Source organism: Nocardia sp. NPDC003999, assembly GCF_053604885.1.
Map to the genome: position 1 here is coordinate 760,819 of NZ_JBSGIB010000001.1, position 26,339 is coordinate 787,157.

Annotated in this window: 20 protein-coding genes; 14 read left to right on the forward strand and 6 right to left on the reverse strand. The window is 68.7% G+C overall.

Going from position 1 to position 26,339, the window contains the following annotated elements; genetic code table 11:
- Positions 1-344: 344 nt before the first annotated feature.
- Complete coding sequence (locus ACWESM_RS03640; RefSeq protein WP_364429430.1) at positions 345-716, forward strand: hypothetical protein; 372 nt, start codon at positions 345-347, stop codon at positions 714-716.
- 57 nt (positions 717-773) lie between these two features.
- A complete protein-coding gene (locus ACWESM_RS03645; RefSeq protein WP_452490901.1) occupies positions 774-1,523 on the forward strand; it encodes an SDR family oxidoreductase in 750 nt (249 codons plus the stop codon).
- A 33-nt stretch (positions 1,524-1,556) separates the two neighbouring features.
- Here the strand turns inward: ACWESM_RS03645 and ACWESM_RS03650 are convergent, their stop codons facing one another.
- Entirely contained in the window at positions 1,557-2,414 is an 858-nt protein-coding gene (locus ACWESM_RS03650) for a cyclopropane mycolic acid synthase family methyltransferase (RefSeq protein WP_364429436.1), read from the reverse strand.
- Between the two features lie 179 nt (positions 2,415-2,593).
- Here ACWESM_RS03650 and ACWESM_RS03655 point away from each other — a divergent pair, with 179 nt between their 5' ends.
- Positions 2,594-2,995, forward strand: a complete 402-nt coding sequence (locus tag ACWESM_RS03655) for a PaaI family thioesterase (RefSeq protein ID WP_355077719.1) — start codon at positions 2,594-2,596, stop codon at positions 2,993-2,995.
- On the opposite strand, the gene ACWESM_RS03660 is transcribed toward ACWESM_RS03655, so the two are convergent.
- The gene (locus ACWESM_RS03660; RefSeq protein WP_364429441.1) at positions 2,992-4,116 is read right to left on the reverse strand and encodes an MAB_1171c family putative transporter; all 1,125 of its coding nucleotides are present in this window, start codon (positions 4,114-4,116) and stop codon (positions 2,992-2,994) included. The genes ACWESM_RS03655 and ACWESM_RS03660 overlap by 4 nt on opposite strands.
- A gap of 637 nt (positions 4,117-4,753) precedes the next feature.
- Between ACWESM_RS03660 and ACWESM_RS03665 the strand changes: the two genes are divergently transcribed.
- Positions 4,754-5,482, forward strand: coding sequence for a TetR/AcrR family transcriptional regulator (locus ACWESM_RS03665; RefSeq protein WP_452490902.1), 729 nt, complete (start codon positions 4,754-4,756; stop codon positions 5,480-5,482).
- Between the two features lie 13 nt (positions 5,483-5,495).
- Here ACWESM_RS03665 and ACWESM_RS03670 read toward each other — a convergent pair whose 3' ends face one another.
- The gene (locus tag ACWESM_RS03670) at positions 5,496-6,044 is read right to left on the reverse strand and encodes an ester cyclase (RefSeq protein ID WP_356961064.1); all 549 of its coding nucleotides are present in this window, start codon (positions 6,042-6,044) and stop codon (positions 5,496-5,498) included.
- Between the two features lie 454 nt (positions 6,045-6,498).
- On the opposite strand from ACWESM_RS03670, the gene ACWESM_RS03675 reads away from it, so the two are divergent.
- The 7 genes from ACWESM_RS03675 to ACWESM_RS03705 are packed head-to-tail and all read left to right on the forward strand — an operon-like array spanning position 6,499 to position 19,734.
- Positions 6,499-12,822 carry a type I polyketide synthase gene (locus ACWESM_RS03675; protein ID WP_452490903.1) on the forward strand — a complete coding sequence of 2,108 codons (6,324 nt, stop codon included), beginning with the start codon at positions 6,499-6,501 and terminating at the stop codon, positions 12,820-12,822.
- Positions 12,819-14,237: an aminotransferase class I/II-fold pyridoxal phosphate-dependent enzyme gene (locus tag ACWESM_RS03680; RefSeq protein ID WP_452490904.1), complete on the forward strand. Its 1,419-nt coding sequence runs from the start codon at positions 12,819-12,821 to the stop codon at positions 14,235-14,237. Before ACWESM_RS03675 ends, ACWESM_RS03680 begins: the two co-directional genes overlap by 4 nt.
- A complete protein-coding gene (locus ACWESM_RS03685; protein WP_452490905.1) occupies positions 14,234-16,246 on the forward strand; it encodes a CRTAC1 family protein in 2,013 nt (670 codons plus the stop codon). The genes ACWESM_RS03680 and ACWESM_RS03685 overlap by 4 nt, the downstream gene beginning before the upstream one ends.
- Positions 16,243-17,433, forward strand: a complete 1,191-nt coding sequence (locus ACWESM_RS03690) for an enediyne biosynthesis protein (protein ID WP_355077732.1) — start codon at positions 16,243-16,245, stop codon at positions 17,431-17,433. Before ACWESM_RS03685 ends, ACWESM_RS03690 begins: the two co-directional genes overlap by 4 nt.
- Positions 17,430-17,924 (forward strand): flavin reductase family protein, encoded by a 495-nt coding sequence (locus ACWESM_RS03695; RefSeq protein ID WP_355077734.1) that lies wholly within the window; start codon positions 17,430-17,432, stop codon positions 17,922-17,924. The genes ACWESM_RS03690 and ACWESM_RS03695 overlap by 4 nt, the downstream gene beginning before the upstream one ends.
- 34 nt (positions 17,925-17,958) lie before the next feature.
- Positions 17,959-18,921 (forward strand): DUF1702 family protein, encoded by a 963-nt coding sequence (locus tag ACWESM_RS03700; protein ID WP_356961059.1) that lies wholly within the window; start codon positions 17,959-17,961, stop codon positions 18,919-18,921.
- Positions 18,922-18,930: 9 nt separating this feature from the next.
- Positions 18,931-19,734, forward strand: a complete 804-nt coding sequence (locus ACWESM_RS03705; RefSeq protein WP_452490906.1) for an SDR family oxidoreductase — start codon at positions 18,931-18,933, stop codon at positions 19,732-19,734.
- Positions 19,735-19,799: 65 nt separating this feature from the next.
- Here the strand turns inward: ACWESM_RS03705 and ACWESM_RS03710 are convergent, their stop codons facing one another.
- Positions 19,800-20,237, reverse strand: a complete 438-nt coding sequence (locus tag ACWESM_RS03710; protein WP_364429461.1) for a DoxX family protein — start codon at positions 20,235-20,237, stop codon at positions 19,800-19,802.
- 99 nt (positions 20,238-20,336) lie between these two features.
- Between ACWESM_RS03710 and ACWESM_RS03715 the strand changes: the two genes are divergently transcribed.
- The 3 genes from ACWESM_RS03715 (at position 20,337) to ACWESM_RS03725 (ending at position 24,030) form a co-directional block, all read left to right on the forward strand.
- Positions 20,337-20,906: a TetR/AcrR family transcriptional regulator gene (locus ACWESM_RS03715; RefSeq protein ID WP_355077742.1), complete on the forward strand. Its 570-nt coding sequence runs from the start codon at positions 20,337-20,339 to the stop codon at positions 20,904-20,906.
- A gap of 86 nt (positions 20,907-20,992) precedes the next feature.
- Entirely contained in the window at positions 20,993-21,364 is a 372-nt protein-coding gene (locus ACWESM_RS03720; RefSeq protein ID WP_355077744.1) for a hypothetical protein, read from the forward strand.
- A 134-nt stretch (positions 21,365-21,498) separates the two neighbouring features.
- Positions 21,499-24,030 carry a tetratricopeptide repeat protein gene (locus ACWESM_RS03725; RefSeq protein ID WP_452490907.1) on the forward strand — a complete coding sequence of 844 codons (2,532 nt, stop codon included), beginning with the start codon at positions 21,499-21,501 and terminating at the stop codon, positions 24,028-24,030.
- Positions 24,031-24,137: 107 nt separating this feature from the next.
- Here ACWESM_RS03725 and ACWESM_RS03730 read toward each other — a convergent pair whose 3' ends face one another.
- Together ACWESM_RS03730 and ACWESM_RS03735 are read right to left on the reverse strand one after the other, a co-directional pair.
- On the reverse strand, positions 24,138-25,421 hold the full coding sequence (locus ACWESM_RS03730; protein ID WP_397276993.1) for an MFS transporter: 1,284 nt from the start codon (positions 25,419-25,421) through the stop codon (positions 24,138-24,140).
- A 305-nt stretch (positions 25,422-25,726) separates the two neighbouring features.
- Complete coding sequence (locus ACWESM_RS03735) at positions 25,727-26,314, reverse strand: TetR/AcrR family transcriptional regulator (protein WP_355077747.1); 588 nt, start codon at positions 26,312-26,314, stop codon at positions 25,727-25,729.
- Positions 26,315-26,339: the final 25 nt, after the last annotated feature.

Genomic DNA, 26,339 nt, shown 5'->3' on the forward strand with positions numbered 1-26,339 from the left:
CAAGGTGCGTGATCGAAGTGTTACAGCATGCGCGACGCCCGGCGGTCAGATCCGCCCCGGCGGTTTGCGCAGAGATAGCAGAGCGTAATGCACGCGGGTCGGCACTGTCTCGATCGGCACGCCGAAATCCGTGGCGACTTCCCGATACGTCAGGATTGCCCGGAATTTTCTCGGCGATAGCGAGGTCCGCGTGGTCCGGTCCGGAAACGCGGATTCCGGCACACCACCTGGTCGGTTCTGGTAATGCTTGCCGCGGAGATGCGGGGGATCTCTCGAGTCGGCCGCGACGGCGGGAGCACGACGACCCGTGGACGCGGCGGGAGTACAAGTCAAGGAGAACCGGTATGCGTGCTAGCGCGCTCCTCCTCACGGGAGCCATGAGTTCCGCGGTGACCCTGCTCGCGGCGGCGACGGCGACGGCCGAACCCGCGAACACCATCTCGCAGGATGGCGTCTATTCGGTCGGCGTCGATATCGTCCCCGGTCTCTGGGAGGCGCCCGGCACGAGCGACCCCGCCTACGCGTGTGATTGGCGCAGGTTGTGGAAGGTCGAGGGCGACAACACGAACATGCAGTACATCATCGCGAACAACTACACCCGGCTCGGCCCGGTCCGGGTGCGGATCAAGCCGACCGACGTCGGGTTCAAGACCGAGAACTGCGGGCCGTGGCGGTTGCTGTCGACGGCGCCGCCGACCGGCTCCTCCGGCGACTGAAACGACGGAGGCGCACTCGACGGACGACGTCCGACTGTGCCTTATAAGGTCAGCCGCATGTCGCGAAAAAGGATTCTGATCACCGGCGCGAGCGCGGGCCTCGGGGCCGCCATGGCGCGCGATTTCGCCGCCGATGGCCGCGACCTCGCGCTGTGCGCCCGCAGGCTGGACGCGCTCACACAGTTGCGCGACGAGCTGGTGGCGAGTCATCCCGGAATCACCGTCGCGGTGCGCGCGCTCGACGTGGACGACCACGCGGCGGTGCCGGCCGTCTTCGGCGAACTGCGCGACGAACTCGGCGGCTTGGACCGGGTGATCGTCAACGCCGGGATCGGCAAGGGAGCGCTGATCGGCACCGGACGGGCCGACGCGAATCTCGCGACGGCCACCACGAACTTCGTCAGCGCGCTCGCGCAGGCGGAAGCGGCGCTGGAGATCTTCCGCGCGCAGCGGGCGGGGCACCTGGTACTCGTCGCGTCGATGAGCGCGGTGCGCGGGCTGCCCGGCAGGAAGGCGGCCTATTCGGCGAGCAAGGCGGGGCTCGCCGCGCTCGGCGAGGCACTGTCCACCGAATTGGCACGCTCGCCGATCCGGGTGACCACCCTGCTGCCGGGTTTCATCGCCACCGATATGGCGGCCAAGGCGGGCGACGCGCGGATGGTCGCGCCCCTGGACAAGGGCGTGGCGGCGATGGTGGCCGCCATCGAGCAGGAGCGACGCCGAGCCTGCGTCCCCGGGTGGCCGTGGCGGCTGATCGACCTCGCGCTCCCCCATCTCCCCGACGCCGTGGTGGCGCGGATGAGCTGAACCGGCCCCCGCCGGGGCGGCTCTGAATGAGCGTCACTTGACCAGCGTGAACTGCACGATATCGATGCGACCGGCACGGAATTGCGCCGCGCATCCGGTCAGATACTTCATGTACCGCTGGTAGACCTCCTCGGATGCCAGGGCGACCGCCTCCTCCCGATGCGCCCGCAGCGCCTCGGCCCAGCAGTCGAGGGTGCGCGCGTAGTGCGGCCGCAATTCCTGCATCTTCTCCGTGCCCAACCCGGCGCGCCCGGCCAGGCGCGTGACCTCGGCAGGATGCGGCAGCTGCCCGCCGGGGAAGATCTCTCGTTTGATGAAGATCTGGAACAGCGCGTCGTCCCGGGTCACCGGTATGCCCATGCGCCGCATGTCTTTCAATGTCCACCCCACGATCGTGTGCAGCAGCATCCTGCCGTCCGGCGGCAGCATCCGGTGACACCGCTGGAAGAACGTCTCGTAGCGCGACCGCCGGAAGTGCTCGAACGCGCCGATGCTGACGATCCGGTCGACTTCGCCCTCGTATTCCTCCCAACCCTGCAGCCGGACCTGCACACCGGGGATGCGCTCGCGCTCGATCTCGTCCCTGACGTAGTCGTACTGGTTGCGACTGAGCGTCAGACCCACGACCGTGGCGCCGTAGGCCGTGGCGGCGCGCAGCATCGTCGACCCCCACCCGCAGCCGACGTCCAGCAGGGTCATCCCCGGCCGCAGGTCGAGCTTGCCCAGGGCCAGGTCGATCTTCGCGCGCTGCGCTTGCTCCAACGTCATGTCCGGTCGCTCGAACCAGGCGCAGCTGTAGGTCATCGTCGGGTCGAGGAAGAGTGCGTAGAACTCGTCGGAGAGGTCGTAGTGGGCCTGCACCTGCCGATAGAACGGTTGGAGGTTGGTCATCGCGTTTCTCCTGTTCATCGGGTTCATCAGCTGATACCCGCGCGCCGCCGCCGCGTTTCGCCGCACGCGGACCGATACGCAACCGATGTGCGGGTCACCGTTCGGCAACGGCGGCGGAAGAACGTCGATTACCCGCGAGGTAATCGACTCCGTGACCCGCGGCAGGCAGGATCGCGGACATGATCGATGAGACGGGCACGAAGTTGTTCCACCAGACCATGCCGTTCACCGAACGCCTCGGCGTCGAGGTGCTCGCGCACGGGCCCGAGCTGGTGCGCAGCCGCCTGGCCTGGGACGAATCGCTGTGCACGCTGGGCGGCGTGCTGCACGGCGGGGTGCTGATGTCGCTGGCCGACGCCACCGGCGCGGTCTGCGCGTTCCTCAACCTGCCGGAGGGCAAGCAGGGCACCACCACGGTGGAGTCGAAGACGAACTTCCTGCGCGCGGTCCGTTCCGGATACGCCGTCGCGTCGGCCATGCCGCTGCACGCCGGACGCTCGTTCGTCGTGGTCGAGACGGTGATCCGGGACGACGCGGACAAGCTGGTCGCGAAGGTCACCCAGACCCAAGCGGTGCTCTAGCCGACGCCGACGGCCGAGGGGACTCGCTCGCCCGCCGCCGCGCGGGCCACGGGCCACACCCGGGCGAGATCGAGCAGTTGCCGCAGCCCGGCGTCGAAATCCGGCGCCGGGACCGGCAACCGGGCCGGGGACGATCCGATCGGGGCCGCTCCCGCCTCGCGCGCGAGCGCCGCGTACGCCACTTGGTGCGCGTAGTCGGTCAGCGGACATCCCGAGCCTGCCATCGCCGACGTCGGGGCGTAGCGGCCGAGTTGCAGCAGCGCGTCCTGGATCTCCACGGTCATGCGCATCAGCCGGGTCTCCGGGTCGGCCTGCTCACCGGCCGCGGGCCGCAGCACGATCTCGGGCACCGCGGTGGTGAGATCCCGCCACAGCGGGCGCAGCCTGCGACCGGCGCGTCCGGCCCGATCCAGTTCCGCCATCGCCAGCAATGTCTGGACCAGCGGAATCGCGACCAACGTCGCGTCGACCAACAGGCACAGGGTGACCGTCGTTTCGACCCTGACCATCTGCGCGCCCAAGCCTTGCCATCCGGTGACGACCCACACCGTCGACAGCACCAGATTCGCCCCGAAGAGGGTCGCCGCCCAGATCAGCGTGCCACACACCAGCTTTCCCGCCAATCCGATGCCACCGGCCCGCAGTTCATGCGCGCACATGCGCGCCAGCAGCCAGACGTTCAGCAGCAGCGGGAGGCCGAACGCGGTCCACACCACCACGCCCTCGGTGTCGAGGGTCAGCTCGACCAGCCTGCCGTCCTGTCGCGCCGACGTGCCCGCCAGCAGGATCGCGGCGGTGGACGCGACCGCCAGCGTGCAGCAGACGCGGTGCCTGCACCGGATCGCGGCCGGTTCCGCGCCCAACGCCCAGATGCGGACGATCCCTTGCAAGCACATCGATGACATCACCGTGCAACCCAGCGCGAGCTGATGGGCGAGACTCGCGATGCCGGGCGTCATGCCGCAGCGATACAGCAGCAGACTCAGCAATCCCCACCCGAACAGCTTGTTCAGCAGCCGGTCGACGATCGTGTCGCGTACCAGCAACCACCGGCCCGCGAAGACGGCCGCGACGAAGCCGACGACCGGCCACGCGATGATTCCCGGAATCGATGCCGCCATCGGCCGACCTCCCCACCCACGAAACTGTCCTTTGCGAACGATAACGTTGTCGCGTGTTCGTGACCACGCGGAACAAGAATCGGCGGCAACCGATAGCCGAGGCATGCACCGAACCGATGTCTTATTTGTCCAATTATCGACATCGCGTGCCGAGCGCGGGGCGGACATCGTTTGTCACCGGCCCCAGAACTTCCGCCGCGCCGTCGGCGACTGTCACAACAGCGTGCCGAACAGCCAATTCCATAAGGACACAAAACATTCGGCGGAATCGCTGTGGATGTTACGCTGTATCACATAGAGTTTCAGTGACGACACTCACCTCCGACACGCACCTCCCGGCGGGTGCGCCTGCTCTTCGTAGCCCGCGAACGCGGCTCTACCTCATGCTCTGCCCGCCCGTTCGTGCGGCAAGAACGGAGATATCTGTGCGCGATGAACCACGATCAGCTTTCCGGCCCGAGCGAATCGATGGTGCATCGATCGAAATCGACTTCGTTCCCCCGGCGCCGAGACCGGTGGCCCGCGCGGTCATCAGGATCGGGGCGCCCTCGGTCGAGCGGCGATACCGCCTTCCGGAAGACAGCGCACCAGTGCATCTATGCGTCACGGCGTGATGGCGCCGGGGGAAACGGAAGCGATGAGCAAGCAGACTGCCGGAACAACCGAACTAGCCGTGCGCCCGGCCGCCGGGACGGACACGATGAACACCGCGCTGCGCGATCGCCTGATCGACGCGACCGTCGAGGTGGTGTCGACCGAGGGTTTGCACGCGCTCACCGTCCGCCGCGTTTCCCGTATGTGCGGGGTCTCCACGATGGCGGTGTACTCCAACTTCGGCGGGATGCCCGGCCTGATCCGGGCGGCGGGTTCCGCGGGCTTCGCGCAACTGGCCGAGCGCATGATCGCGGCGGGGGTGAGCGACGAGCCGATCACCGACCTGCTCGTGCTCGGCCTGGTGTTCCGCGACGAGGCCCAGCGGCGGCCGGAACTCTTCCAGCTGATGTTCGGCACCGGGACGCGCATCGACCTGAAGATCAACCGCGGCAATGTGCTCGTGGCCGGGCATGATTCGGAGTTCGAGCACTACGCGGAAACCTTCGACCACGTGGTCGGGGCGGTGCAGCGCGCGCAGGACGCCGGGCTGATCAACACCCCGGACGTGCGGTCCGCCGCGGCGCAGCTGTGGATGGGACTGTTCGGCTTCGTCCAACTGGAGATGGCCGGTCACCTGGGCGACGACGGTCTGCTCGAAGTGCTCGTGCCCGCGATCGTGAATCTGCTCGTCGGCATGGGCGCCGAGCTGGAATCCGTCGGCGCTTCGGTCCTGCTCGCGGTGGAGCGGTTCGCCACGCTGTTCGGCGAGTGAGCCCCCGCCCGGATCAGAAGGGCAGCTTGGACCGGAATCGCTGGGCCCGCGCCATCGCGCGCTCGGCGGCGCTTCCGCGCGGCGGCATCAGACCCAATTGCAGCAGCATCTCCGTGAGATCCCAGGTGGCCTGGCTGCGCCAGATCAGCCCGGAACGGAACTGCCACGCGTCGATGACAAGCAGATCGAGCTTCTTGCCGGTCGGGCCGAAACCGGGCGGGTCGATGGGGCCGAGATGGGTGCCGGTCATCCGCCACGGCACCAAGGCCAGCCGGCCGTCCGCGGCGAGTACCGGCGGAAACGGGTTGGCGTAGGCGACATCCGGGAACGAGCGCACCGTGTCGGCGACGAACTTCTCCACACCCGCCCGGCCGTGCGCGGGCGCGTCCAGCGAAGGGTCGTGCCAGATCGTGTCCTCGGTGACGCATTTCGCGACCGCCGCGCCGTCACCGCTGTTCCACCCCGCGATGTATTGCTCGGTGAACGCCAGCAGCCACTCCAGGCTTTCGATGGGTTCGGCCTCCGCCTCGATACGGAACTGCCCGGTGTTGTACGAATCCACGCCCATCGCCTTTCAGCCAGTGCTTTTCGACGAACCATCGTAGCCACGAATGGACCGCGCGCTCAACATCTTCCGGCACTCCGGAGCCGGACGGTACGGAATAACATCGGAATAACGATGTAATTCACACCGGCTCCACCGCTCGATAACTCTGTAATAACGCCGGAATAATCCCGTCATACCCCCTCTGAACTGCGTTGATGACGAATTCGGCATTACTTGCCCAGCAATGGTTTTCGGTAACCGCCCGCACGATTCCGTATTGACCTTCGCGAATCGCCGCTCCTACCATGGGTGGACACTGACCTCCTACCGCGGAACCACTTCACCGCCGGACGACGCCATGGCCGAACAGGTTTACCGGCGCCGCGATTCCGGCTGTCTCCACGCTGATTCGACGACGCCGACGTGAAACCGTCTGCGTTTCCGAATGCCCGAGCATCAGGGGATTTTCATGCCCAATGTAGCAATTGTCGGTATCGGCTGCCGTTTTCCGGGCGGCATCGACGGACCGGACACTTTCTGGGATCTCGTCGTGCACAAGGGCGACGGGATCGTGGAAGTACCGGCGGACCGCTGGAACCTCGCGAAGTTCTACGACCCGGACCCGGACGCCCCGGGGCGGATGTACACCAGGCATGGTGGATTCCTGACCCAGTCGCTGTGGGACTTCGACGCCGAGTTCTTCGGCATCTCCCAGCGTGAGGCGTCGATCATGGATCCGCAGCAGCGGCTGCTGCTCGAGGTCGCCTGGGAGGCGCTCGACGACGCGGGGATGGCGGGCCGGGTCGGCGGCCGCGAGGTCGGCGTGTTCGTCGGCGGCTTCATGAACGACAACGCGCTGGTGCGCAGCGGCTCGGTGGCCAGGGCCTCGATCAACAGCCACAGCCCGACCAGCTCGTCACACACGCTGCTGTCGGCCCGCATCGCGTTCCTGCTGGATCTGCTCGGGCCCACCATGACCATCGACACCGCCTGCTCCTCCTCCTTGGTCGCGCTGCACCAGGCGGTGCTGGCGCTGGAGTCGGGCGAGTGCGAGACGGCGATCGTCGGCGGCGCCAACGCGATGCTGCGACCCGAGGCGTTCATCTCCATGTGCAAGGGCCGGTTCCTCGCGGTCGACGGCCGGTGCAAGTCCTTCGACGCGGCCGCCGACGGCTACGGGCGCGGTGAGGGCGCCGGCGCCGTGGTGCTGAAGACGCTCGACGCGGCGGTCCGCGACCGCGACCGGATCTACGCGGTGGTGCGCGGCAGCGGCGTGAACCAGGACGGCCGCACACTGGCCATCCCGGTGCCCAACCCGGCCGCGCAGGAGGCGCTGGCCCGGCGGGTGCACCGGCTGGCGGGCATCGACGCGCACGACGTCCGCTATGTGGAGGCGCACGGCACCGGCACGCCCGTCGGCGACCCGCTCGAATTGGCCGCCCTCGGCGCGGTGTACGGCGCGGTCGAGGGCCGCGACGAACCGCTGCCGGTCGGCTCGGTGAAGAACAACATCGGCCACACCGAGGCCGCCGCGGGCGTCGCGGGTCTCATCAAGGCCGCGCTGACGCTGCACCACGGCGTCATCGCACCGCAACTGCGGCTGGACAACCCGAACCCGGAGATCCGGTTCGACGAACTGCGAGTGCGCATTCCGCTGGAGACCGAACCGCTGCCCAACGACGACGGCCGGGCCGCGGTGGCGGTCAACAGCTTCGGCTACGGCGGCACCAACGCCCATGCGATCCTCACCCGTGCGCCGGAAGCGCCCGCGCAGGAGCGGAAGCGCGGGCCGATCACGGTGCTGCCGCTGTCGGCCCGCAACGAGACCGCGTTGCGCACGATGGCCACCCAGGTGCACGACCTGACCGAGACCATCCCCGCGGACGCGGTGACCGAGGCGGCGTGGACGCAGCGGGCACACCATCCGATCCGCGCGGCGTTCGCCTACCGCGACACCGACGATCTCCGCGCGCAGCTGGCCGATTTCGCCGCGGGCGCGAGCAAGTCACCCGCCCGCGCGCTCACCGACGGCTCCACCCGGCCGGTGTTCGTCTTCAGCGGCATGGGCCCGCAGTGGTGGGGCATGGCCCGTGGCCTGCTCGAGGCCGACGGGCATTTCGCCGCCGCCGCGCGATCGATCGACGAAATCTTCCAGGACATCGCGGGCTGGTCGATCGTCGAGGAACTGCTGCGCCCCGAGGCGGAGTCGCAGATCACCAGAACCGCGTACGCGCAGCCGGCGAACTTCCTGGTCCAGGCCGCCCTTCTGGCCGAATTCGCCGAACTCGGCATCCACCCCGCCGCGGTGGTCGGCCACAGCGTCGGCGAAGTGGCCTCGGCCTACGCCTCGGGCTCGCTGTCGCTGCACGACGCGCTGCTGGTGAGCTATCACCGCGCCCGATTGCAGGCCACCACCGCGGGCACCGGCGGTATGCTCGCCGTCGGCCTGTCGGAAGACCAACTGCGCGAGCGCCTCGCGGGCGTTGCGGGCGTCTGCGTCGCGGCGATCAACAGCCACTCCGCGGCGACGCTGTCCGGCGACTCGGCCGAATTGGACCGTATTCGGGAGGAACTCACCGCCGAAGGCGTCTTCGCCAGGGCGCTGCGCGTCGAGGTGCCCTACCACAGCCACCTGATGGACCCCATCCTCGGCGAACTCACCACCGTGCTCGCCGGACTCGCGCCGCGACCCGCGCGGGTGCCGATCTGGTCCACCGTCACCGGCGGGGAACTGTCCGGCCCCGACTGGGACGCCGAGTACTGGTGCCGCAACGTGCGCGAGCCGGTGCGGTTCGGCGCGGCCGTGGACAGCCTGCTCGACGCAGGCCACCGGGTCTTCCTCGAGGTGGGACCGCACCCGGTGCTCAGCGGCAACATCAAGGAGGCGTTCGTGCGCCGCGGCCTGGACGGCGCGGCGATCAGCACGCTGTCCCGCAACGCCGACGACCGCGACAACCTGCTGCGCGCGGTCGGCGAGCTGTACCAGACGGGCGGCTTGGACACGGCGCACGCACCGGGCGCGACGGAAACGCCTGTGGCGCATCTGGATCTGCCTCGCTACCCGTGGCAACGCCGCACGCTGTGGACCGAGGACCCGGCGATCGAGGCGGACCGCGTCGGCGCGGTCGACGGCTACGTCATGCTCGGCCAGCGCACCGCGGCGTCCGCGCCGGAGTGGGAAGTCGAGTTGTCGGTGGCCGCGCTGCCGTGGCTGCCCGATCACGTGGTGGACGGTTCCGTCGTGCTGCCGGGCGCGGCCTATCTGGACGCCGCGCTCAGCGCCGTCGCGGTGCGGACCGGTCGCGCCTGCTTCGGGCTGGAGTCGGTCCAGTTCGTCGCGCCGCTGGTGATCGGCCGGCACGACGTGCCGGTATTGCGTCTCACCGTCGAGGAGACCACCCACAGGTTCACCCTGCGTTCGCGCGCCGCCACCGCGACCACCTGGACCGTCAACGCGTACGGCAGGCTGATCGAGGCGGACGTCGACGCGCGCTCCGTCGACCTCACCCCGGCGGCCGACGCGGTGGAGGTGTCCGCGGCGACGCTCTACGACGGCCTGGCCGCGCACGGCCTCGCCTACGGACCGAGCTTCCGGCTGATCACCGCCGCCAGCGTGGGTTCCGACTCCGTGCTGGCCCGGCTGGATCTCACGCCGCTGGCCGGGAGCGCGCCGAGCCTGCCGCATCTGGCCCATCCCGCGGCGGTCGACGCCGCGCTGCAATGTTTCGCGGCGCTGTACGCGCAGACCGCGCACGGCGCGAGCGTCGTGGTGCCGTCCTCGGTCGCCGGGGTCCGCTGGACCGGCCCGCTGCCCGAGCAGGCCGTCGTGCTCGTCCGCCGCGTTGACGGCGACCCGCTGTGCGCGGACATCACCGTCGCTTCGCCGGAAGGTGCCGTGGCACTGCATCTTTCAGGTGTTCGATTTGCCGCCCTCGGGGGCGATCCGGATCTGCACGACCAGCTCGACGAGCTGTTCTACGAGCCGGTGTGGTCCATCGTCGACGACACCGCGACCGCCGACGAACCCGCGGACGGGGAGGAGTTCCTGCTCGTGGTCAGCCTGGGCAGCACCGTCTCCCAGCGCGCGAAGGAGATCGCCAGCGCGCGAGCGTCGGCGGAGATCCTGACCCTGGAACCGGAGGAGGCCGACGCCTCCGATCGTGTCCTCGCCGCCCTGCGCGCCGCGCAGGAGCGGCCCGGCGTGACGCGCGGTCGCCTCGTCGTGGTGTCCGGCGCCGAACTGGACGCGGTGCCCAACGCCTACGGGCTCGCCCAGGTCGCCAAAGCGGTCGGCGAACTGGTGGTCGGCGAGGAGGACGACGACGCCCCGGCGACCGAGGTGCGCGCGGTGGTGGTCACCGAGCAGGCGTTCTGCCTGCCGGTCGACGCCTTCGCCCATCCCGCGCAGGCCGCGCTCACCGGCGCCCGGCGCACGCTGCGCAACGAGCAGCCCGCGGTGCAGTGGCGACTGGTCGACACCGAATCCACTACGCGCGCCGCGGACATCCTGGAGCAGGTGTTCGGCGACGGACGAGCCGACGAGGTCGCCTTGCGGGCGGGCGCGTGCTGGGCGCTGCATCTGCGCAAGTCCCTGCGCGACCATCTGGCGGTCTGGGACGAGGCCGCGCCGCTGACCGACCCGGAAACCTCTTTCCGCCTGGAGGTTCCGCGCTCCCGATTGCTGTCGGACCTGGCGTGGCGCGCGGTCGATCGCGTGCCGCCGGGGCCGGGCGAGGTCGAGATCCGGATGGACGCGGTGGGCCTGAACTACAAGGACGCGCTCAAGGTGCTCGGTGTGCTCACCGAAAAGGAGCTGGCCGGCACGTATTTCGGCACCGACCTGGGTATGGACGGTTTCGGCGTGGTCGAGCGCGTCGGCCCGGGAGTGACCGAGGTCGCCGTCGGGGACGAGATGTCGGTGTGTGCCAGGGACCTGGTTCGCAGGTACGTCACCCTCCGGCCCGACGAGGGCGCCACGATGCCACTCGACTACCCGGACACCGAGCTCGACCCGTGCCACTCCAGCTCGGTACTGCCCTTCCTCACCGCCGAATTCGCCTTCGGCGAGCTCGCGCACCTGCGACCGGGTGAGACGGTGCTGATCCACGGCGCGGCGGGCGGCATGGGCATGGCCGCGGTCCAAGTGGCGGTGCGCCTCGGTGCGCGGGTGATCGCGACGGCGGGCTCGGAAGAGCGCCGAGCGGTGGCCGCGGCGGCGGGGGCGCACGAGGTGGTCAACTCGCGTTCGATCAGCTTCGTCGACGACGTACTCGGCCTGACCGCGGGACGTGGCGTCGACGTAATCTACAACTCCTCCCCCGGCGAGATCCTTCAGCAGAACCTGCGGGCGGCCGCCGAGTTCGGGCGGATCATCGAGATCGGCAAGGCCGACATCTACGGCGGCGGCGCGATCGACCTGCGCCCCTTCGACCGGAACCTGTCGTTCTTCGCCGTGGACATGGACCGCGCCCTGGCCGTGCGCCCCGAACTGGTCCGCCGCGCGGCGCGCCGGGCGATGGACGCGCTGAACGACGGCACCTACGAGTACCTGCCGTACACCGCGTTCCCGCTCACGTCGACCGCCGAGGCGTTCGAGACCGTGGTGCGGTCCAAGCAGATCGGCCGGGTCGTGCTCGATCTGCGGGAGCCGGAACCGACCGTGCTGGCCAAGCGGCCGAGTCTGCCGATCGACCCCGCGGCCAGCTACCTGGTGACCGGCGGCTTCGGCGCGTTCGGCCTGGCCACCGCGCGCTGGCTGGTGCGGATCGGCGCGCGGCGCGTGGTGCTGGCCGGACGCAGCGGCGCGACCGGTGACGCGGCCCGCGCCGCGGTCGCCGAGCTCACCGCCACGGGCGTGGAGGTCGTCGAGGAGCGTCTCGACATGGCCGACTACGACGCCGTCGCCGCGCTGGTCGAACGCATTCAGGCCAGTGGACATCCCCTGCGCGGGGTGTTCCACGCGGCCGGCGTGGTGAACAACCTCGAGGTCCCGCAGATCACCGCCGAGTCGCTGGCGGAGATCTTCGGGCCCAAGGTCGCCGGTGCGGTCAACCTGGACACCGCCGTCACCGCCGCCGACATCGACCTCGACATGTTCGTGCTGTTCTCCTCGGCGAGCAGCATCGTCGGCATCTCGCCCCAATTCGGCTACGCGGCAGCGAATTCCGTGTTGGACATGATCGCGTCCGCCCGCCGGGCCCGCGGCGCCGCCGCACTCGCGGTGAACTGGGGCTTCATGAGCGGTGGCGGCGGCATGGCCGATTACGAGGCGGTCAGCCGATATGCGGAGATGACCGGTTACCGCTCGGTGGACATGGACGTGGCCACCGATCTGCTGGGCGAATGCCTGCGGCTGAACCTGCCGCAGATCGTGCTGTTCGACGTGGACTGGAGTCAGTGGGCGCTGGCGCATCGCCCGTCCACCCGCACACCGCGTTTCGCCGACCAGGTGGCGGCCGCGGGCGGCGGGGCGTCGGGCGCGGGCGCGCTGCGGGCGGAGATCCTTCAACTGGGGGTGGAGCAGCGCGGCGAGGTGGTGGCCTACCTGCTCGCCGAGCAGCTGGCCGCGGTGCTCGGCGTCGACGCCGAGACGATCGATCTGAACACCCCGCTGCCCGAGCTCGGCATGGATTCGCTGATGGGCATGGAGTTCGGCGCCCGCGTGGTGCAAGTGCTCGGCACCCAGCTGTCGGTGCTCGCCGTGATCGGACTGACGTTGCGCGGGCTCGGCGCGCGAATTGCCGAGCAGATTGTCCAGGAAGAAGAGCGCGCGGCGAGGAGCGAGGACGAATGACCGGCAACAACAGGGAACTGGCCCGCGCACTGCTGGCCAGGCACGCCAACGGCGAGAACACCGCCCCGGCGACCGGCAACGGCGCGCGTGCCGCGGACGGCCCCGCCGTCCCTACCGCGGCGACCGGCAACAGCGCGTCGCGCGGAGTCGCGCACACGTCGTTCCGTGACCACCCCGGCGTGCTCGAGGCCGCGCAGCGGTTCGGGCGGTTCGACGCCTGGGTCAACGAGGTCGGTCTGGTCAACCCGTACTACCTGCCGCACGAGGGCATCAGCGGCGCGGTGACCCGGATGGCCGATCGGGACGTGGTGAACTTCAGCAGCTTCGGCTACCTGGACCTGGCCGCCGACCCCCGGGTACGACAGGCCGCCAAGGACGCGATCGATCAGTACGGCACCTCCGCCGCCGCGGTCCGGATCGTGGCGGGCGAGCTGCCGATCTATCGCGAGCTGGAAGCCGAGATCGCGCGCATCTACGACACCGAGGCGGCGCTGGTGACCGCGAGCGGCTACCTCACCAACGCCGCCGCGGTCGGATTCCTGCTCGGCAAGCGTGATCTCGCGGTCTGTGACGCGCTGATCCACCACAGCGTGGTCTCCGGCACGGAGTGGTCGCGCTGCAAGCGAGTTTCCTTCCGGCACAACGATCCGGAATCGCTCGAGACGATCCTCAAGATGTCGCGGCGCAGCTTCGACCGGGCCATGGTGATCATCGAGGGCCTCTACAGCATGGACGGCGACGTGGTGCGGTTGCCCGAGATCATCGAGGTGGCCCGGCGCTACGACTGCTCGATCATGATCGACGAGGCGCATTCGTTCGGCACCCTCGGCGCCACCGGGCACGGTGTGCGCGAGCTGTTCGACCTGCCCGGCGACGCCGTGGACGTCTGGATGGGCACGCTGTCCAAAGCGCTCGGCAGCGTCGGCGGCTACCTCGCGGGCAACCGGGAACTGGTCGACGGATTCAAGTACGTCGCGGGCGGTTTGAGCATGTACACCGCCGCCCCGGCCCCGTCGGCGATCGGCGCCGCCTTGGCCGGGCTCGGGGTCCTGCGCGACGAGCCGGAACGCGTGACGCGGCTGCGGCACAACAGCGAGTACTTCCACCGCCGCGCCAAGGACTACGGCTTCGACATCGGCACGTCGGAGGGTTCGCCGATCATCCCCGTGATGACCGGCGCCGACGAACCGGCCGTGCTGGCGGCATTGGCCATGCTGCAACGCGACTTCAGCGTGAACGCCATCACCCACCCGGTCGTCCCGGCGGGAGAGGCCAGGCTGCGGTTCTTCATCAACTGCAGGCACACCGAGCAGCAAATGGACCAGGCGCTGGCCACGCTGCGCGACGTGCTCGACGGACTCGCGGACACCGCGGGACAGCAATTCACACTCGCCCATGAGGAGCAGCACTCGTGAAAATTCCCATCAATCGATCCCTCCTCCGAAAGGCGGTGGTGCCCGGGGTGGCGCTGCTGCTGATGGGCTCGCTGTTCATTCCCGCACGGTCGGCGCTGCTGCCCACCTACGACGAGGCGGGCGGCCCCATCGCGAGCAAGTTCGACTTCACCGCGATGCCGATCGCGCTGCCAAAGGGCCTGCCGACCGACCGCAAGATCCGCGAGCTGCGCGAGCCGTACAAGCACCTGTCGGCCTGGATCTCCTCGGTCGGCGCGGCCATCGCGATGAACGACTTCGACGGCAACCGGCTTGCCGACGACCTGTGCGTGGTCGACCCCCGCTCCGACACGGCCTTCATCACGCCGACGCCGGACAGCAACACCGCCCGGTACGAGCCCTTCGTGCTCGATCCGCGGCCGCTGCCCGCCGACTCCTCCACGGTTCCGTCCGGCTGCATCCCGGGCGACTTCAACGGTGACGGCCGCATGGACGCACTGGTGTCGTACTACGGCCGCACGCCGATCCTGTACCTGCAGCGCGCCAACGCGACCCACCTGGACGCCAAGGCGTTCCGCCCGGTCGACATCGTGCCGTCCCCGAACACCCCGGACGGGCACTACGAGGGCCAGCGCTGGATCACCGCGGCGGTCTCGGTGTCCGACTTCGACGGTGACGGCAAGCCGGACATCTACCTGGGCCAGTACTTCAACGACATGGACGTGCTCTCCAAGGACGGCCAGCTCGCGCTGTGGATGACCGACTCGCTGTCCAACGCGCGCAACGGCGGCAAGGATCGCATCTTCACCTTCGCCTCCGCCAAATCGGGTGACGAGCCGGCCGCCGAGTACCGCGAGGTGGCCAACCCGTTCCCGATCGGCATGGACACCGGATGGGCGCTGGCCGCCGCCGCGGCCGACCTGAACGGCGATCAGCTTCCCGAGCTGTACGTGGCCAACGACTTCGGGCGCGACCGCCTGTTCGTCAACAAGTCCACACCGGGCCAGATCCGCTTCGGCTACGCCGAGGGCGAACGCGGCATCACCGAGCCGAAGTCCTATGTGATGGGCCATGATTCGGACAAGGGCATGGCGGCCGACTTCGGCGACCTGAACGGCGACGGCATGCCCGACCTGTTCGTCAGCAACATCGCCGTGCGCTTCGCGCTCATGGAAGGCCACTTCGCGTTCTACAACACGGCCAAAGACACCGCCGACGCGGCACGTCAACTGGCCGAGGGCATCGCGCCGTTCAAGAACCGCGCCACGGACGTCGGGCTGGCCTGGGAGACCTGGGGCTGGGACGCCAAGATCGATGACTTCGACAACGACGGCCGCAACGAACTGATCCAGGCGACCGGCATGATCAAGGGTGAGACCAACCGGTGGCCGCAGATCCAGGAACTCGGCACCATGAACGACGACCTGACCAGGTACCCCTGGGCCTGGCCGATCATCAGCTCGGACGCCGATCTGGCGGGCAGCAATCCGGTCGGCTTCTTCAGCCGCGGTGACGACGGCAAGTTCGCCAACCTCACCCACGCGCTCGGCATGGACACCCCGGTGCCCTCGCGCGGCATCGCGGTCGGCGACACCTCCGGCAACGGCGCGCTCAGCTTCGCCGTCGCCCGCCAGTGGGGCGACCCGACCTTCTACCACAACAACAAGGCGAAGGGCGGCCAGTTCCTCGGCCTGAAGCTGTTCAAGCAGGCTTGGGAGGGCAACGCGGCCACGACCACCGTCGCCGGTCTGCCCCCGCAGGGCGTTCCGGCGGTGGACGCCCAGGTCGAGGTCCGCACCCCGGACGGCCGGTTGCTCACCAGCCACCTCGACGGCGGCAGCGGGCACACCGGCAAGCGGGCCACCGAGGTGCACATCGGCCTCGGCGAGGTCGATCCGGCCGCCCCGTTGAACGTCACGCTCCGCTGGCGGGAGACCAACGGCACCCCGCACGATCAATCCCTCCAGCTCGCGCCGGGCTGGCACACCGTGAACCTCGCCTCGGACGCGCAGGAGGTCAAGCAGCGATGAGCGACAACGACAACAAGGATCCGGGCGAGGCGAAAGCCGCCTCGAACGGTCATCACGAAACATCGGCGGCCAACGGCAACGGCGCGGCCAACGGCAACGGCGCCGCTCCCGAAAGCAACGGCACGGCCGCACCGACGACCACCGCCGAACGCATCTCGTCGATGCAGCGCTCGGGCACCGAATTCGCCAAGGAATGGATGGAAAAGCCCGCGGCGACGAAGGATCCGCGCTACCTGGCGCTGCGCAACTTCGCCATCTCGATCACGATCTTCAACCTGATCGGGTTCCCGCTGCTCGGCTTCGAGCAGCCGTTCCTCTGGCCGTTCATCGCACTGGCCACCGCCTACACCACCGAAATCGGGCTGGAGGTCCTGGCGGCCTGGGCGTACAAGCGTGCGCCCGCCTTCCGCGGCCGCGGACCGCGTGGGTTGTTCGAATTCCTGTTGCCCGCGCACATCACCGGCTTGGCGTTCAACTTCCTGACCTTCGCGCACGACAAGCTGTGGCCGGTGATCTTCGGCATCGTGGTCGCGGTCGGCACGAAGTGGGTGCTGCGCGCCAAGATCAACGGCAAGATGCGCCACTTCATGAACCCGTCGAACTTCGGTGTCGTGGTGTGCTTCCTGGTGTTCCCGATGATCGCGGTCGCACCGCCGTACCACTTCACCGAATACATCACCGGACCGGCGGACGCGCTCATCGTGCTCGGCCTGCTCACGACCGGCACCATGCTCAACGCCAAGCTGACGCTGAAGATGCCGCTGATCATGGCGTGGGTGGGCGCGTTCGCGCTGCAGGCCATCGTGCGCGGGCTCATCGAACCGAACATCTCGATCCTGGCCGGCCTGAGCATGATGACCGGTCTGGCGTTCGTCCTGTTCACCAACTACATGGTCACCGACCCGGGCACCACCCCGTCGGGCAAGAAGCAGCAGATCATGTTCGGCGCCTCGGTCGGCATCATGTACGGCGTGGTCACCGCGCTGCACATCTCCTACGGGTTGTTCATCGCGCTGGTCATCGTCTGCGGCGCGCGCGGCGTCTACTGGTGGGTGCGCGGCATCGCCGAATGGTGGCGGCAACGGGGCGCCGCGCCGGAAGCGGCGGAGCAGCCCGTGGTGGCCGACGACCTGGAGGCCGACATCGCGGGTGAACCCGAACCGGAGAAGGAGGCCGCCCGCTCATGACCGACCGCGCCGAGCTGCGCCGCGTGCTCGGCGCGTTCACCACCGGTGTCACCGTGGTCACCACCGGGTGGCCACGGCCGCACGGCATGACCGCCAACGCGTTCACGTCCGTCTCGCTGGATCCCCCGCTGATCCTGGTGTGCGTCGCCCATACGGCGCGCCTGCACCGGGCGATCCACGAGGCGGGCGCGTTCGCCGTTTCGGTGCTTTCGGCGGACCAGGAGCCGGTGGCCCGGTATTTCGCCGACTCGGCGCGCCCCGACGGCAGCGCGCAATTCGACCAGGTCGAGTGGTTCCCCGGACCGCACACCGCGGCGCCGATGCTGGCGCACGCGGCCGCGGGCTTGGAGTGCAAGCTCGACGCCGTATTCGACAGCGGCGACCACAGCATCGTCGTCGGCGAGGTCGTACACGCCGAACGCGACGCCGAACTGGCCGCCACGGGAACGCTGACCTTCTTCGACGGCGGCTTCCGTCGCTTGATCCTGTGACGATCCCCCACTCCTCCGACGATTGGAGAACCCCATGCCCTCGCCGTTGGGTCCGCTGCGCGCGGCCCTGTTCGTCCCCAGTCCGGCCAGTGTCCGCCAGGTGCTCAGCGGGTTCGAGCAGCCCGACCAGCACACGGCGCTCGAACTCGAGCAGGTGACGATGCATTTGGTCGGCGGCATCGACTCCGCGGTCCGCAGCTCCGACAACGACGAGCTGATCGCCACCCTCTTGCGGGTGCCGCCGAAGTACCGCGGGTTCGCCTACGAGGGCGCGGCAGTCGGCCTCACCGCTGTCGACTCGCTCTCGCCCGGCCGGCGCGCCGCCGACCTGATCGACGGCCCGGCCAGCGAATACGCGCTGACCATGTACGTCGGCGTCGGCCTCGCCATGGCGAAGATCCCGAAGTTCCGGTGGAAGAAGCTGTTCCCGCAGCACCCGCTGTTCCGCTGGCTCGCCATCGACGGCTACGGCTTCTACAAGGCGTTCTTCCAGATGCAGCGCTACGTGCGGGACAAGCACGTCGAGACCCGCTACCCCGGCTGGCTCGGCGACCGCGACAACCTGAAGCGCATCGCGGACCAGGGCATGGGCCGCGCGCTGTGGTTCATCGGCGGCGGCAGCCCGGCCGGTGTCGTGCGGCTGATCGGCGAGTTCGAGCCGAAACGGCACGCCGATCTGTGGAGCGGCGTCGGCATCGCCGTCACCTTCGCGGGCGGCGTGGAATCGGCTGCGATGGAGGAACTCTGGGACGTGGCCGGCGAGTTCCGGCCGCAGCTGTCGCTGGGCTCGGCCATGGTCGCCCGCATCCGGCAGCAGACCAACAGCGTCAACGAGCACAGCGAAGCGGCGGCGCAGGTCTTCTGCGGGACCACCGTGGCGAAGACCGACGCGCTGATCGAGAGTTCGCTCGATGATCTGCCCGACGACGGCAGCTCCGCCACCTATCTGCTGTGGCGGGACCGGATCGCCGACATCGTCACCGCCAGTCGAGCCTGAGTCGCCGCGATGGCACGGGTCAAGGACTGGGTCGGCAAGCACGTCGTCGTCACCGGAGGATCGGAAGGGATCGGCGCCGCGGTGGCGGAGGCCTTCGCGGGGCGTGGGGCGCAGGTCTCGCTCATCGCGCGGCGGAAGCTTCCGCTGCGCGACACCGCGAAACGACTGGGCGCGGACTGGGCCGCCGCGGACGTCACGAGCGCGGAGCAACTCGCCTCGGCCATCACGGAACTGGAGCAGCGCAACGGACCGTGCGAGGTCATCGCCTGCTGCGCCGGTCTCGCGCTGCCCGGGCGGTTCCTCGAAGTGCGGCCCGACGAGTTCGAGGCGCAGATGTCGGCGAACTATCTCGGTGCGGTGCACGCGGTGCGGCGGGTGCTGCCCGGCATGGTGGAGCGGTCCAGGGGAAAGATCCTGTTGGTCAGCTCCACGTCGGCGTTTCTCGGCATCACCGGGTATACCGCCTACGGACCGACCAAGGCGAGCATCCGGCAGCTGGCGTTGTGCCTGCGCTACGAAGTGGAGCCGAAAGGCGTGGACGTCACGGTGATCTATCCGGCCGACACCGACACACCGGGGCTGGCCATGGAGAACAACCGTAAGCCGGTCGAGACCAAGGCGATCACCGGGTCGATCGAGCCGATGCCTGCCGAGCGCGTCGCCGAGGCCGCCGTACGCGGCCTGGAACGCGGCCGCCACCACATCGCGCTCGACCCGCTCACGCGGTTCTTCCTGGCCTGGGCGAACCTGCCCGAGGACATCGCGCGGCCGTTCATGCGCCGCACCATAGCCAAGGCATTGCGGGGCAGCTGAACGCCGACCCGGCAAAGGCCCGCTCACCCATCGATTGCGATGCGTGAGCGGGCCTTTCGCCGTTCTCAGCCGACGATTATGACCACGCAGGCCGCGATGAACAGGACCTGAACCAGCGCCCTCAGCGGCAGCGGCATGGTCTTGATGCCCAGTTCGGCGCGGGCGGCGCGGACGTTCGCCGGGAACAGCGCCACCAGCAGCGCGATCAGGCAGGCCGCGGCCAGGTCGGCGGTCGCGGGAATGAGGACGCCGACCGCACCCGCCAGTTCCAGCACACCGGTCGACGTCACCAGCGCCGGGGCGTTCGGCAGCCGGGGCGGCACCATGGCGACCAGAGCGTCGCGGCGCGGCTGGAGGAAGTGCGCGCTCGATGTGAGCGCGAGCATCGCGGCCAGCCCGAGCGCGGTCGCGTGCGCCCACGAATCGAGCCAGCCGTTGCCGGTGAGCCAGCCGATGAGCCGGGCGAGTGCGGTGACGGCGACGAGGACGACCAGCGGTGCCATCGGGATCTCCTGTGGATCGAAGAGCAAATCTTGACAGTGGAAAGATACGGCTGCGGTCATGAACTTGTCAATGTCTAGATGATGGGTCACCATCGAGGTATGGCGAAGGACGGTTATCACCACGGAGATCTCCGCGCGGCACTGCTCACCGCCGCCGCCGAACGGATCGCCGCCGACGGCGTCGACGCGCTCTCCCTGCGCAACCTGGCCCGGCACGCGGGCGTCTCGCACGCCGCGCCCGCCCACCACTTCGGTGATCGAGCAGGACTGCTCACCGCGTTGGCCACCGAGGGATTCGAACTGCTGGCCGAACAGCTCGCGCAGGCCGGTTCGGACTTTCGCGAGGTCGCGGTGGCCTACATTCGCTTCGCGCGCGAGCATCCGGGACACTTCGACGTGATGTTCCGGCACAGCCTTCTCCACGCGGAGAACGAGACTCTGCGCGCCGCGCGAGAACGATCCGGGTCGGCGCTGCGCTCCGGCGTTTCGAGCATCCAGCCGAGCCACAGTCAGGACCGTCAGTTGTCGACCCGACTCGCCGCGTGGTCGCTGGTGCACGGCTTCGCTTCGCTGTGGCGCGAAGGCGCACTGCATAATTCAGCACTGGCCACCGACTCCGATCCAGAGATCCTGGCCCGCAAGATGCTGTCCACCATCCATTTCGACTGACCGCAAACCGGCTTGCGCCGAGCCGCCATCGTGCTATCCAGAGACCCGGAAGGAGCAGGCGGCCACACCCCCGCTGCCATCGACACATGGACATCCACGCCTACCCCACCGACGCGACCACACCGGTGGACCCGACCGAGGCACACCGGATCGCCGAGCGGCATCTCACCAACGGCGATTACGCCGATCGAGGCATCACCTATCAGCTAGCGGAGTTCGACACCTGCTTCGTCGCCGTCGCCACCTTCCCCCGCTCGCCGCACGTCGACCCGGACAGTCCGCCGGTGATCGTCGGCGGCTCCGTCTGCGTCATCGACAAGCCCACCGGCGCGGTCTCCTATTGGCCGACCTACCCCGCCGACCTGGTCGCCGACCAGTACGCGACCGCGCTGCGCGACGGGACGCTGGTCATCGAGGACGATTGGCCGGAGGACGACGAGTCACCCTCCTCGGCGTGACCGAGTCCCACATCCACGACGCTCGACCACGACGCGATCCCATACAACGACGAGCCCGAACCTGTCGGACCCCGCTGTTAGCCTGAGCACCAGGATCGGCGCTCTTTCGCCCACGAAATCCATTGGGGGATCGCATGTTCGAAGATCAAACGCTCGAAGGCACCGGACCGGCTCCGACGCCCCGCCCGCAGAGCTCCGCGGAAGCGATCGATCCGTTTCGCGAGTGGCAGGAGACCGCTCCGGACGGAGTTCCCGAAGCCGACCTGCGCCGTGCCGTCGCAGTGGCGACCTTGTTCGGCGCGGATGATTCCGCCGAGGCGGAACAGCTGATGACAGTCGTCTTCGGGAATGGACCCGATACCGCCGCCGACCGGGTGGCGCTCGTCCAGTGGCTGCGGTCCCAGTTCCCGAGCGAGCGGTATCTCGATCCCTCGCCCGGCCCGCTCGGCGACGCGCTCGTCGGTCAGGCGCTGCGCGCGGAAACAGACGCCGGGGTACGGCTGCTGGCCGACGGCGTGCACAGCGCTTCTCTCCGCCAGCGCGAGCGATGCTTCGAAATCCTCTCCCGGCTCCGCACGACAGACGAATACATCGCCTCCGCCTGCGCGAAGTATGTCGCCGCTCATCATCGCCGGTTGGCCGAATACATCGCGGATTCCTCGAAGGGCGACCCGGAAGTCCGGCTTCCCGGCTCGATCACCCATCTCCTCCTCAGCTCGATACCGAATAGCCCGGCCGACGGGTCGAACTCCGGGAGCACGCGACAGCTGACGCTCTCCTTGATCGAGATCGGCGATCGTCTCCGTGCCGCAGGCGACACGCGGGCAGCCGGGCGACTGTACCGCCGCGCGTTCCTCCTCGGTCTCGATGACGACCTCGACAGCCCCCTCGCCGAGGAGCGCGATTCCGACGGTGAACTCACCCCGCTCGCGAGCGGGGCGGCCGAAGCCGGACGCCTGTACCGACGCTCCGTCGCCATCGGGGAACGTGTCGCCACCGCGCAACCGGCCGACTCCGGTTACCGCCGCGATCTGTCGGTGTCGTACGGCAAACTGGCCGATCTGGAACGGAAAGCGGGCGCGGTCGACACGGCGACCAGACTGCACTACTGCGCGCTCGCCATCGTCGAAGAACTCGCGGAGGCCGAACCCGCGAACCGCGTGTATCGCCGCGATCTCGCTGTCGTGAACGAGACGATCGGCGACATCGCCCACGCCGCGGGCGATGCCGACAAAGCCGCGCGCCACTACGGGGTCACGCTCCTCCTCACCGAGGAACTCGCCGCGGCCGACCCGGGGAATACGCTCTATCGACGCGATCTCTCGGTGTCCTACAACAAGCTGGGCGATCTGGCGTCGGCCACCGGCGACCTCGATGAGGCCGCTCGGCGCTACCAGCTCGCGATCAGCATGGCGCGAGAACTGGTCGATGCCGATCCGGACAACCTCCAGTACCAGCGGGATCTTTCGATCGGCTACGACAAGCTCGCCGAAATGGCCCGGACTCGAGGAGATCTGGACGAAGCGATCCGCCTGTACCGGCGCTCGATGGGGATCGCCGAAGCGCTCGTCGCTGCCGAACCCTCGAACCTCGGATACCGACGCGACCTCTCGATCACCGTAGACCGGCTCGGCGGGGCGATCCGCGCGAACGGCGATCCACACGAGGCCATCCGGCACTATCATCGCGCCCTCGCTCTCACACAGGAACTCCTCGCCGCCGACCCCACCAATCCGCAGTACCGCCGCGACCTCGTCGTCACGTGCAATGTGCTCGGCGACATCGCCAGAGAATGGCGCGATTTCGGCGAAGCCGCCCGGTTCTACCGACGTGCGCTGGAGGGCACGGAGGAACTGGCCGCTGGCGCACCTGGCAATCTCCGATATCGTCGCGACCTCTTGGTCGTCCACGATGCGCTGGGCTCGTTGGCGATGGATCAGGGCGACTACGACGGCGCGGCCACCCACTGCAGGCCTGCCCTGATTTATGCGGAGAAACTGTCGGCCGCCGACCCGGTGAACCTTCGGTATCGGCGTGATCTGCTGCTGGCCTACAACGCGCTCGGCAGAGTCGTAGCCGCCCAGGGAGATCACGGAGAGGCGACGCGACTGTACGAGCACGCCATCGCGGTCGCCGCGAGCCTGGTCGAATCCGCGCCGGACAACAGCACCTACCGCAGAGATCTCTCGTTCTGCTACCACCGGTTCGGCGACCATGCCCGTGCACGGAACGACCTCGCCGAAGCCGATCGCGCGTACCGGAACGCCATGACCATCGATCTCGCTCTGGTGGACTCTCAGCCGTCCAACCCGTCTTACCGCCGCGACCTCTCGGTCACTTACGACCGCCTCGGCACTCTCTCGCGAGCGAGCGGCGACCACCATGCCGCGCGGGACTGGTACAACCGCTCGGCCGAGATCGCCGAGGAACTGTCGGCCGCCGACCCGGGCAACCTCGGCTATCGCCGCGATCTGCTGTCCTGCTGCGACAAACTGGGCAGCCTCGCTCGCGACACCGGCGATATCGCCGGCGCGGCCCAGCATTTCCGCCGCGGACTCGCTGTCGCCGACCATCTGGTGCGCTCGGCGCCATCCGATCTCGGCTACCAGCGCGATCTGGCCCTGATGTACGAACGTCTCGCCGACTTGGCGGGCGGTGTCCGCTGAGATCAACGATGTTCCGTCATCGATCGACGCACAGGCTCGTGGCGGCTCGGCATTCAGGTGGCCGATACGACCGCGCACACTCCCACCGGATGTTTCGACGCCGTGATTCAGAACGCGGGCTGGGCGGGGAGGTCAGGATTCGGGTCCGGACTCGACTCACCCGCGTCGGGAACTTCGGTGCCGCGCAGCGAGGTTCCGGCGGTTTCGCGCAGGTAGTTCCAGGCGACCAGGCCGATCAGGGAAGCGCCGACCATGTAGACGGCGGGGAACAGCGACCAACCGGTTGCCTCGATGACGGCCTCGTTGATCAGCGGGGCGGTGCCGCCGAAGATCGCGGTGGAGACGTTGTAGGCCAGCGCGAAGCCCGCGTACCGGACATGGGTCGGGAAGATCGCGGGGAAGGTGGAGCTGATGGTGGACAACTGCGGCAGGTACAACAGTCCGAGCACGATGAAGCCGAAGATCGCCCATACCGTGCCCTGGCCCATCAGCCAGTACATCGGCACCGCGAGCACGCTGAGACCGGTCAGCGAGAACAACCACATCGGACGGCGGCCGACGTTGTCGGACAGCCGGCCGAAGAACGGCAGCACCAGCATCATCACCAACTGACCGAGCAGCATCATCGCGGTGGTGGCCGATTCGCCCAAGCCGATCGTTTTCTGCAGATAGGTGGGCTGATAGGTCAGCAGCGTGTAATTGACCACGTTGAGCGCGACCACCAGTCCGGCCAGCGTCAGCGTCTCGCGCCGGTAGGTGGTCACCACTTCACGCAGACCGCCTGGCGGGCGCTTGTGCTCGGCGACCTCGGTGAACACCGGGCTCTCGTCGAGCCGGGCCCGCAGGTACCAGCCGGTCAGGCCGAGCGGGACGGCGATCAGGAACGGGATGCGCCAGCCCCAGTCGTGCATGGTGTCCGAACCGAGCGCGAGCTGGCAGGCCAGCACCGTCGCGGAGCCGCCGACGAAGCCCGCGAGCGTGCCGAATTCGAGGAAACTGCCGAGGAATCCGCGTTTGCGGTCGGACGCGCACTCGGCGAGATACGTTGCCGCGCCGCCGTATTCGCCGCCGGTCGAGAAGCCCTGCACCACGCGGAGCAGAATCAGCAGGATGGGCGCCAGCACGCCGACGGACGCGTGGGTGGGCAACACGCCGATGGCGCCGGTGGCGGCGGCCATGAGCAGGATCGTGGTGGCCAGCACGGCTTTACGGCCGATGCGGTCACCGAGCGGGCCCCACACCATGCCGCCGAGCGGCCGGAGCACGAACGAGATGGCGAAGCCGAGCATGGTGCCGAGTGTGCCCAGTTCCCCGGGGAAGAAGGCATCGGTCAGATACGTCGCGGTGGCCGCGTAGACGCCGTAGTCGAACCATTCGGTCGCGTTGCCCATGGCGGAGGCCGCGACGGAACGTCGCAGCGGGAAACTCTCGGAAGTTCGATCGGTCACGTGCACGTCCTCTCCAGTCCGTCACGGACCTCGGTTCGTTCCACCTCCGGCCGCGAGAACCGAAGGTGTGGCACGAAACAGACCGATACCCAGGATTCGCCCCGGGCAAACAGTCACGTAACAGGAAGAGGGCGAACACATCTGCGCTGACCTGCGACTCAACTAGCAATTGTGATGCCAGTCACATATGCACTCGAGTCGCACCGGTCACCGCCTCCACGACGGTCGCGATACGACGGCGCTCGCGCTCACTTCGGCCCGAGCATGGCGGCGATACCCGCGGCGACTTCCCTCGCCAACGCCCCGTCGACCGGAGCGTGCCGCCCGAGCAGGCGGTACCACATCACTCCGAAAGCGAAATCGACCACGAGGTCCAACGACACCGCCCCGGTGAACCGACCACTGTCCACACCTCGTCGCAGCAGCGTGCGCAACACCTCACGACGCGGGCCGATCACGGCGTCCTGCAATCGCTCGGACAGCGCCGGATCGCGTTGCGCGTCGGCCATCAGTCCCACCAGAGCCTGCCCCGTCAGCTCGCGCGTGAGCTCGTAGGTCGCGGTGAGCAAGCCTTCGACCTCGGCGAGCACGTCGGCGGACTCGGCGCGCACACGCAATGCCGGGTTCTCCTCGACGAGCCCGGCCAGCGCCTCCATGAGCACCGCGGCCTTGTCCGGCCACCAGCGATACACCGTCTGCCTGCCCGCGCCCGCGGCGTCGGCGATGGCCTTGATGGTCAGGTCTTGGTAGCCGTCCCGTTCACACAGTTCCAGCGCGGCGCGCAGGATGGCGCGCCTGGTTTCCTCGCTGCGCGGGCGGCCACGGGTTCCGGTCATGCCGACACTTTACAAGACACCATGC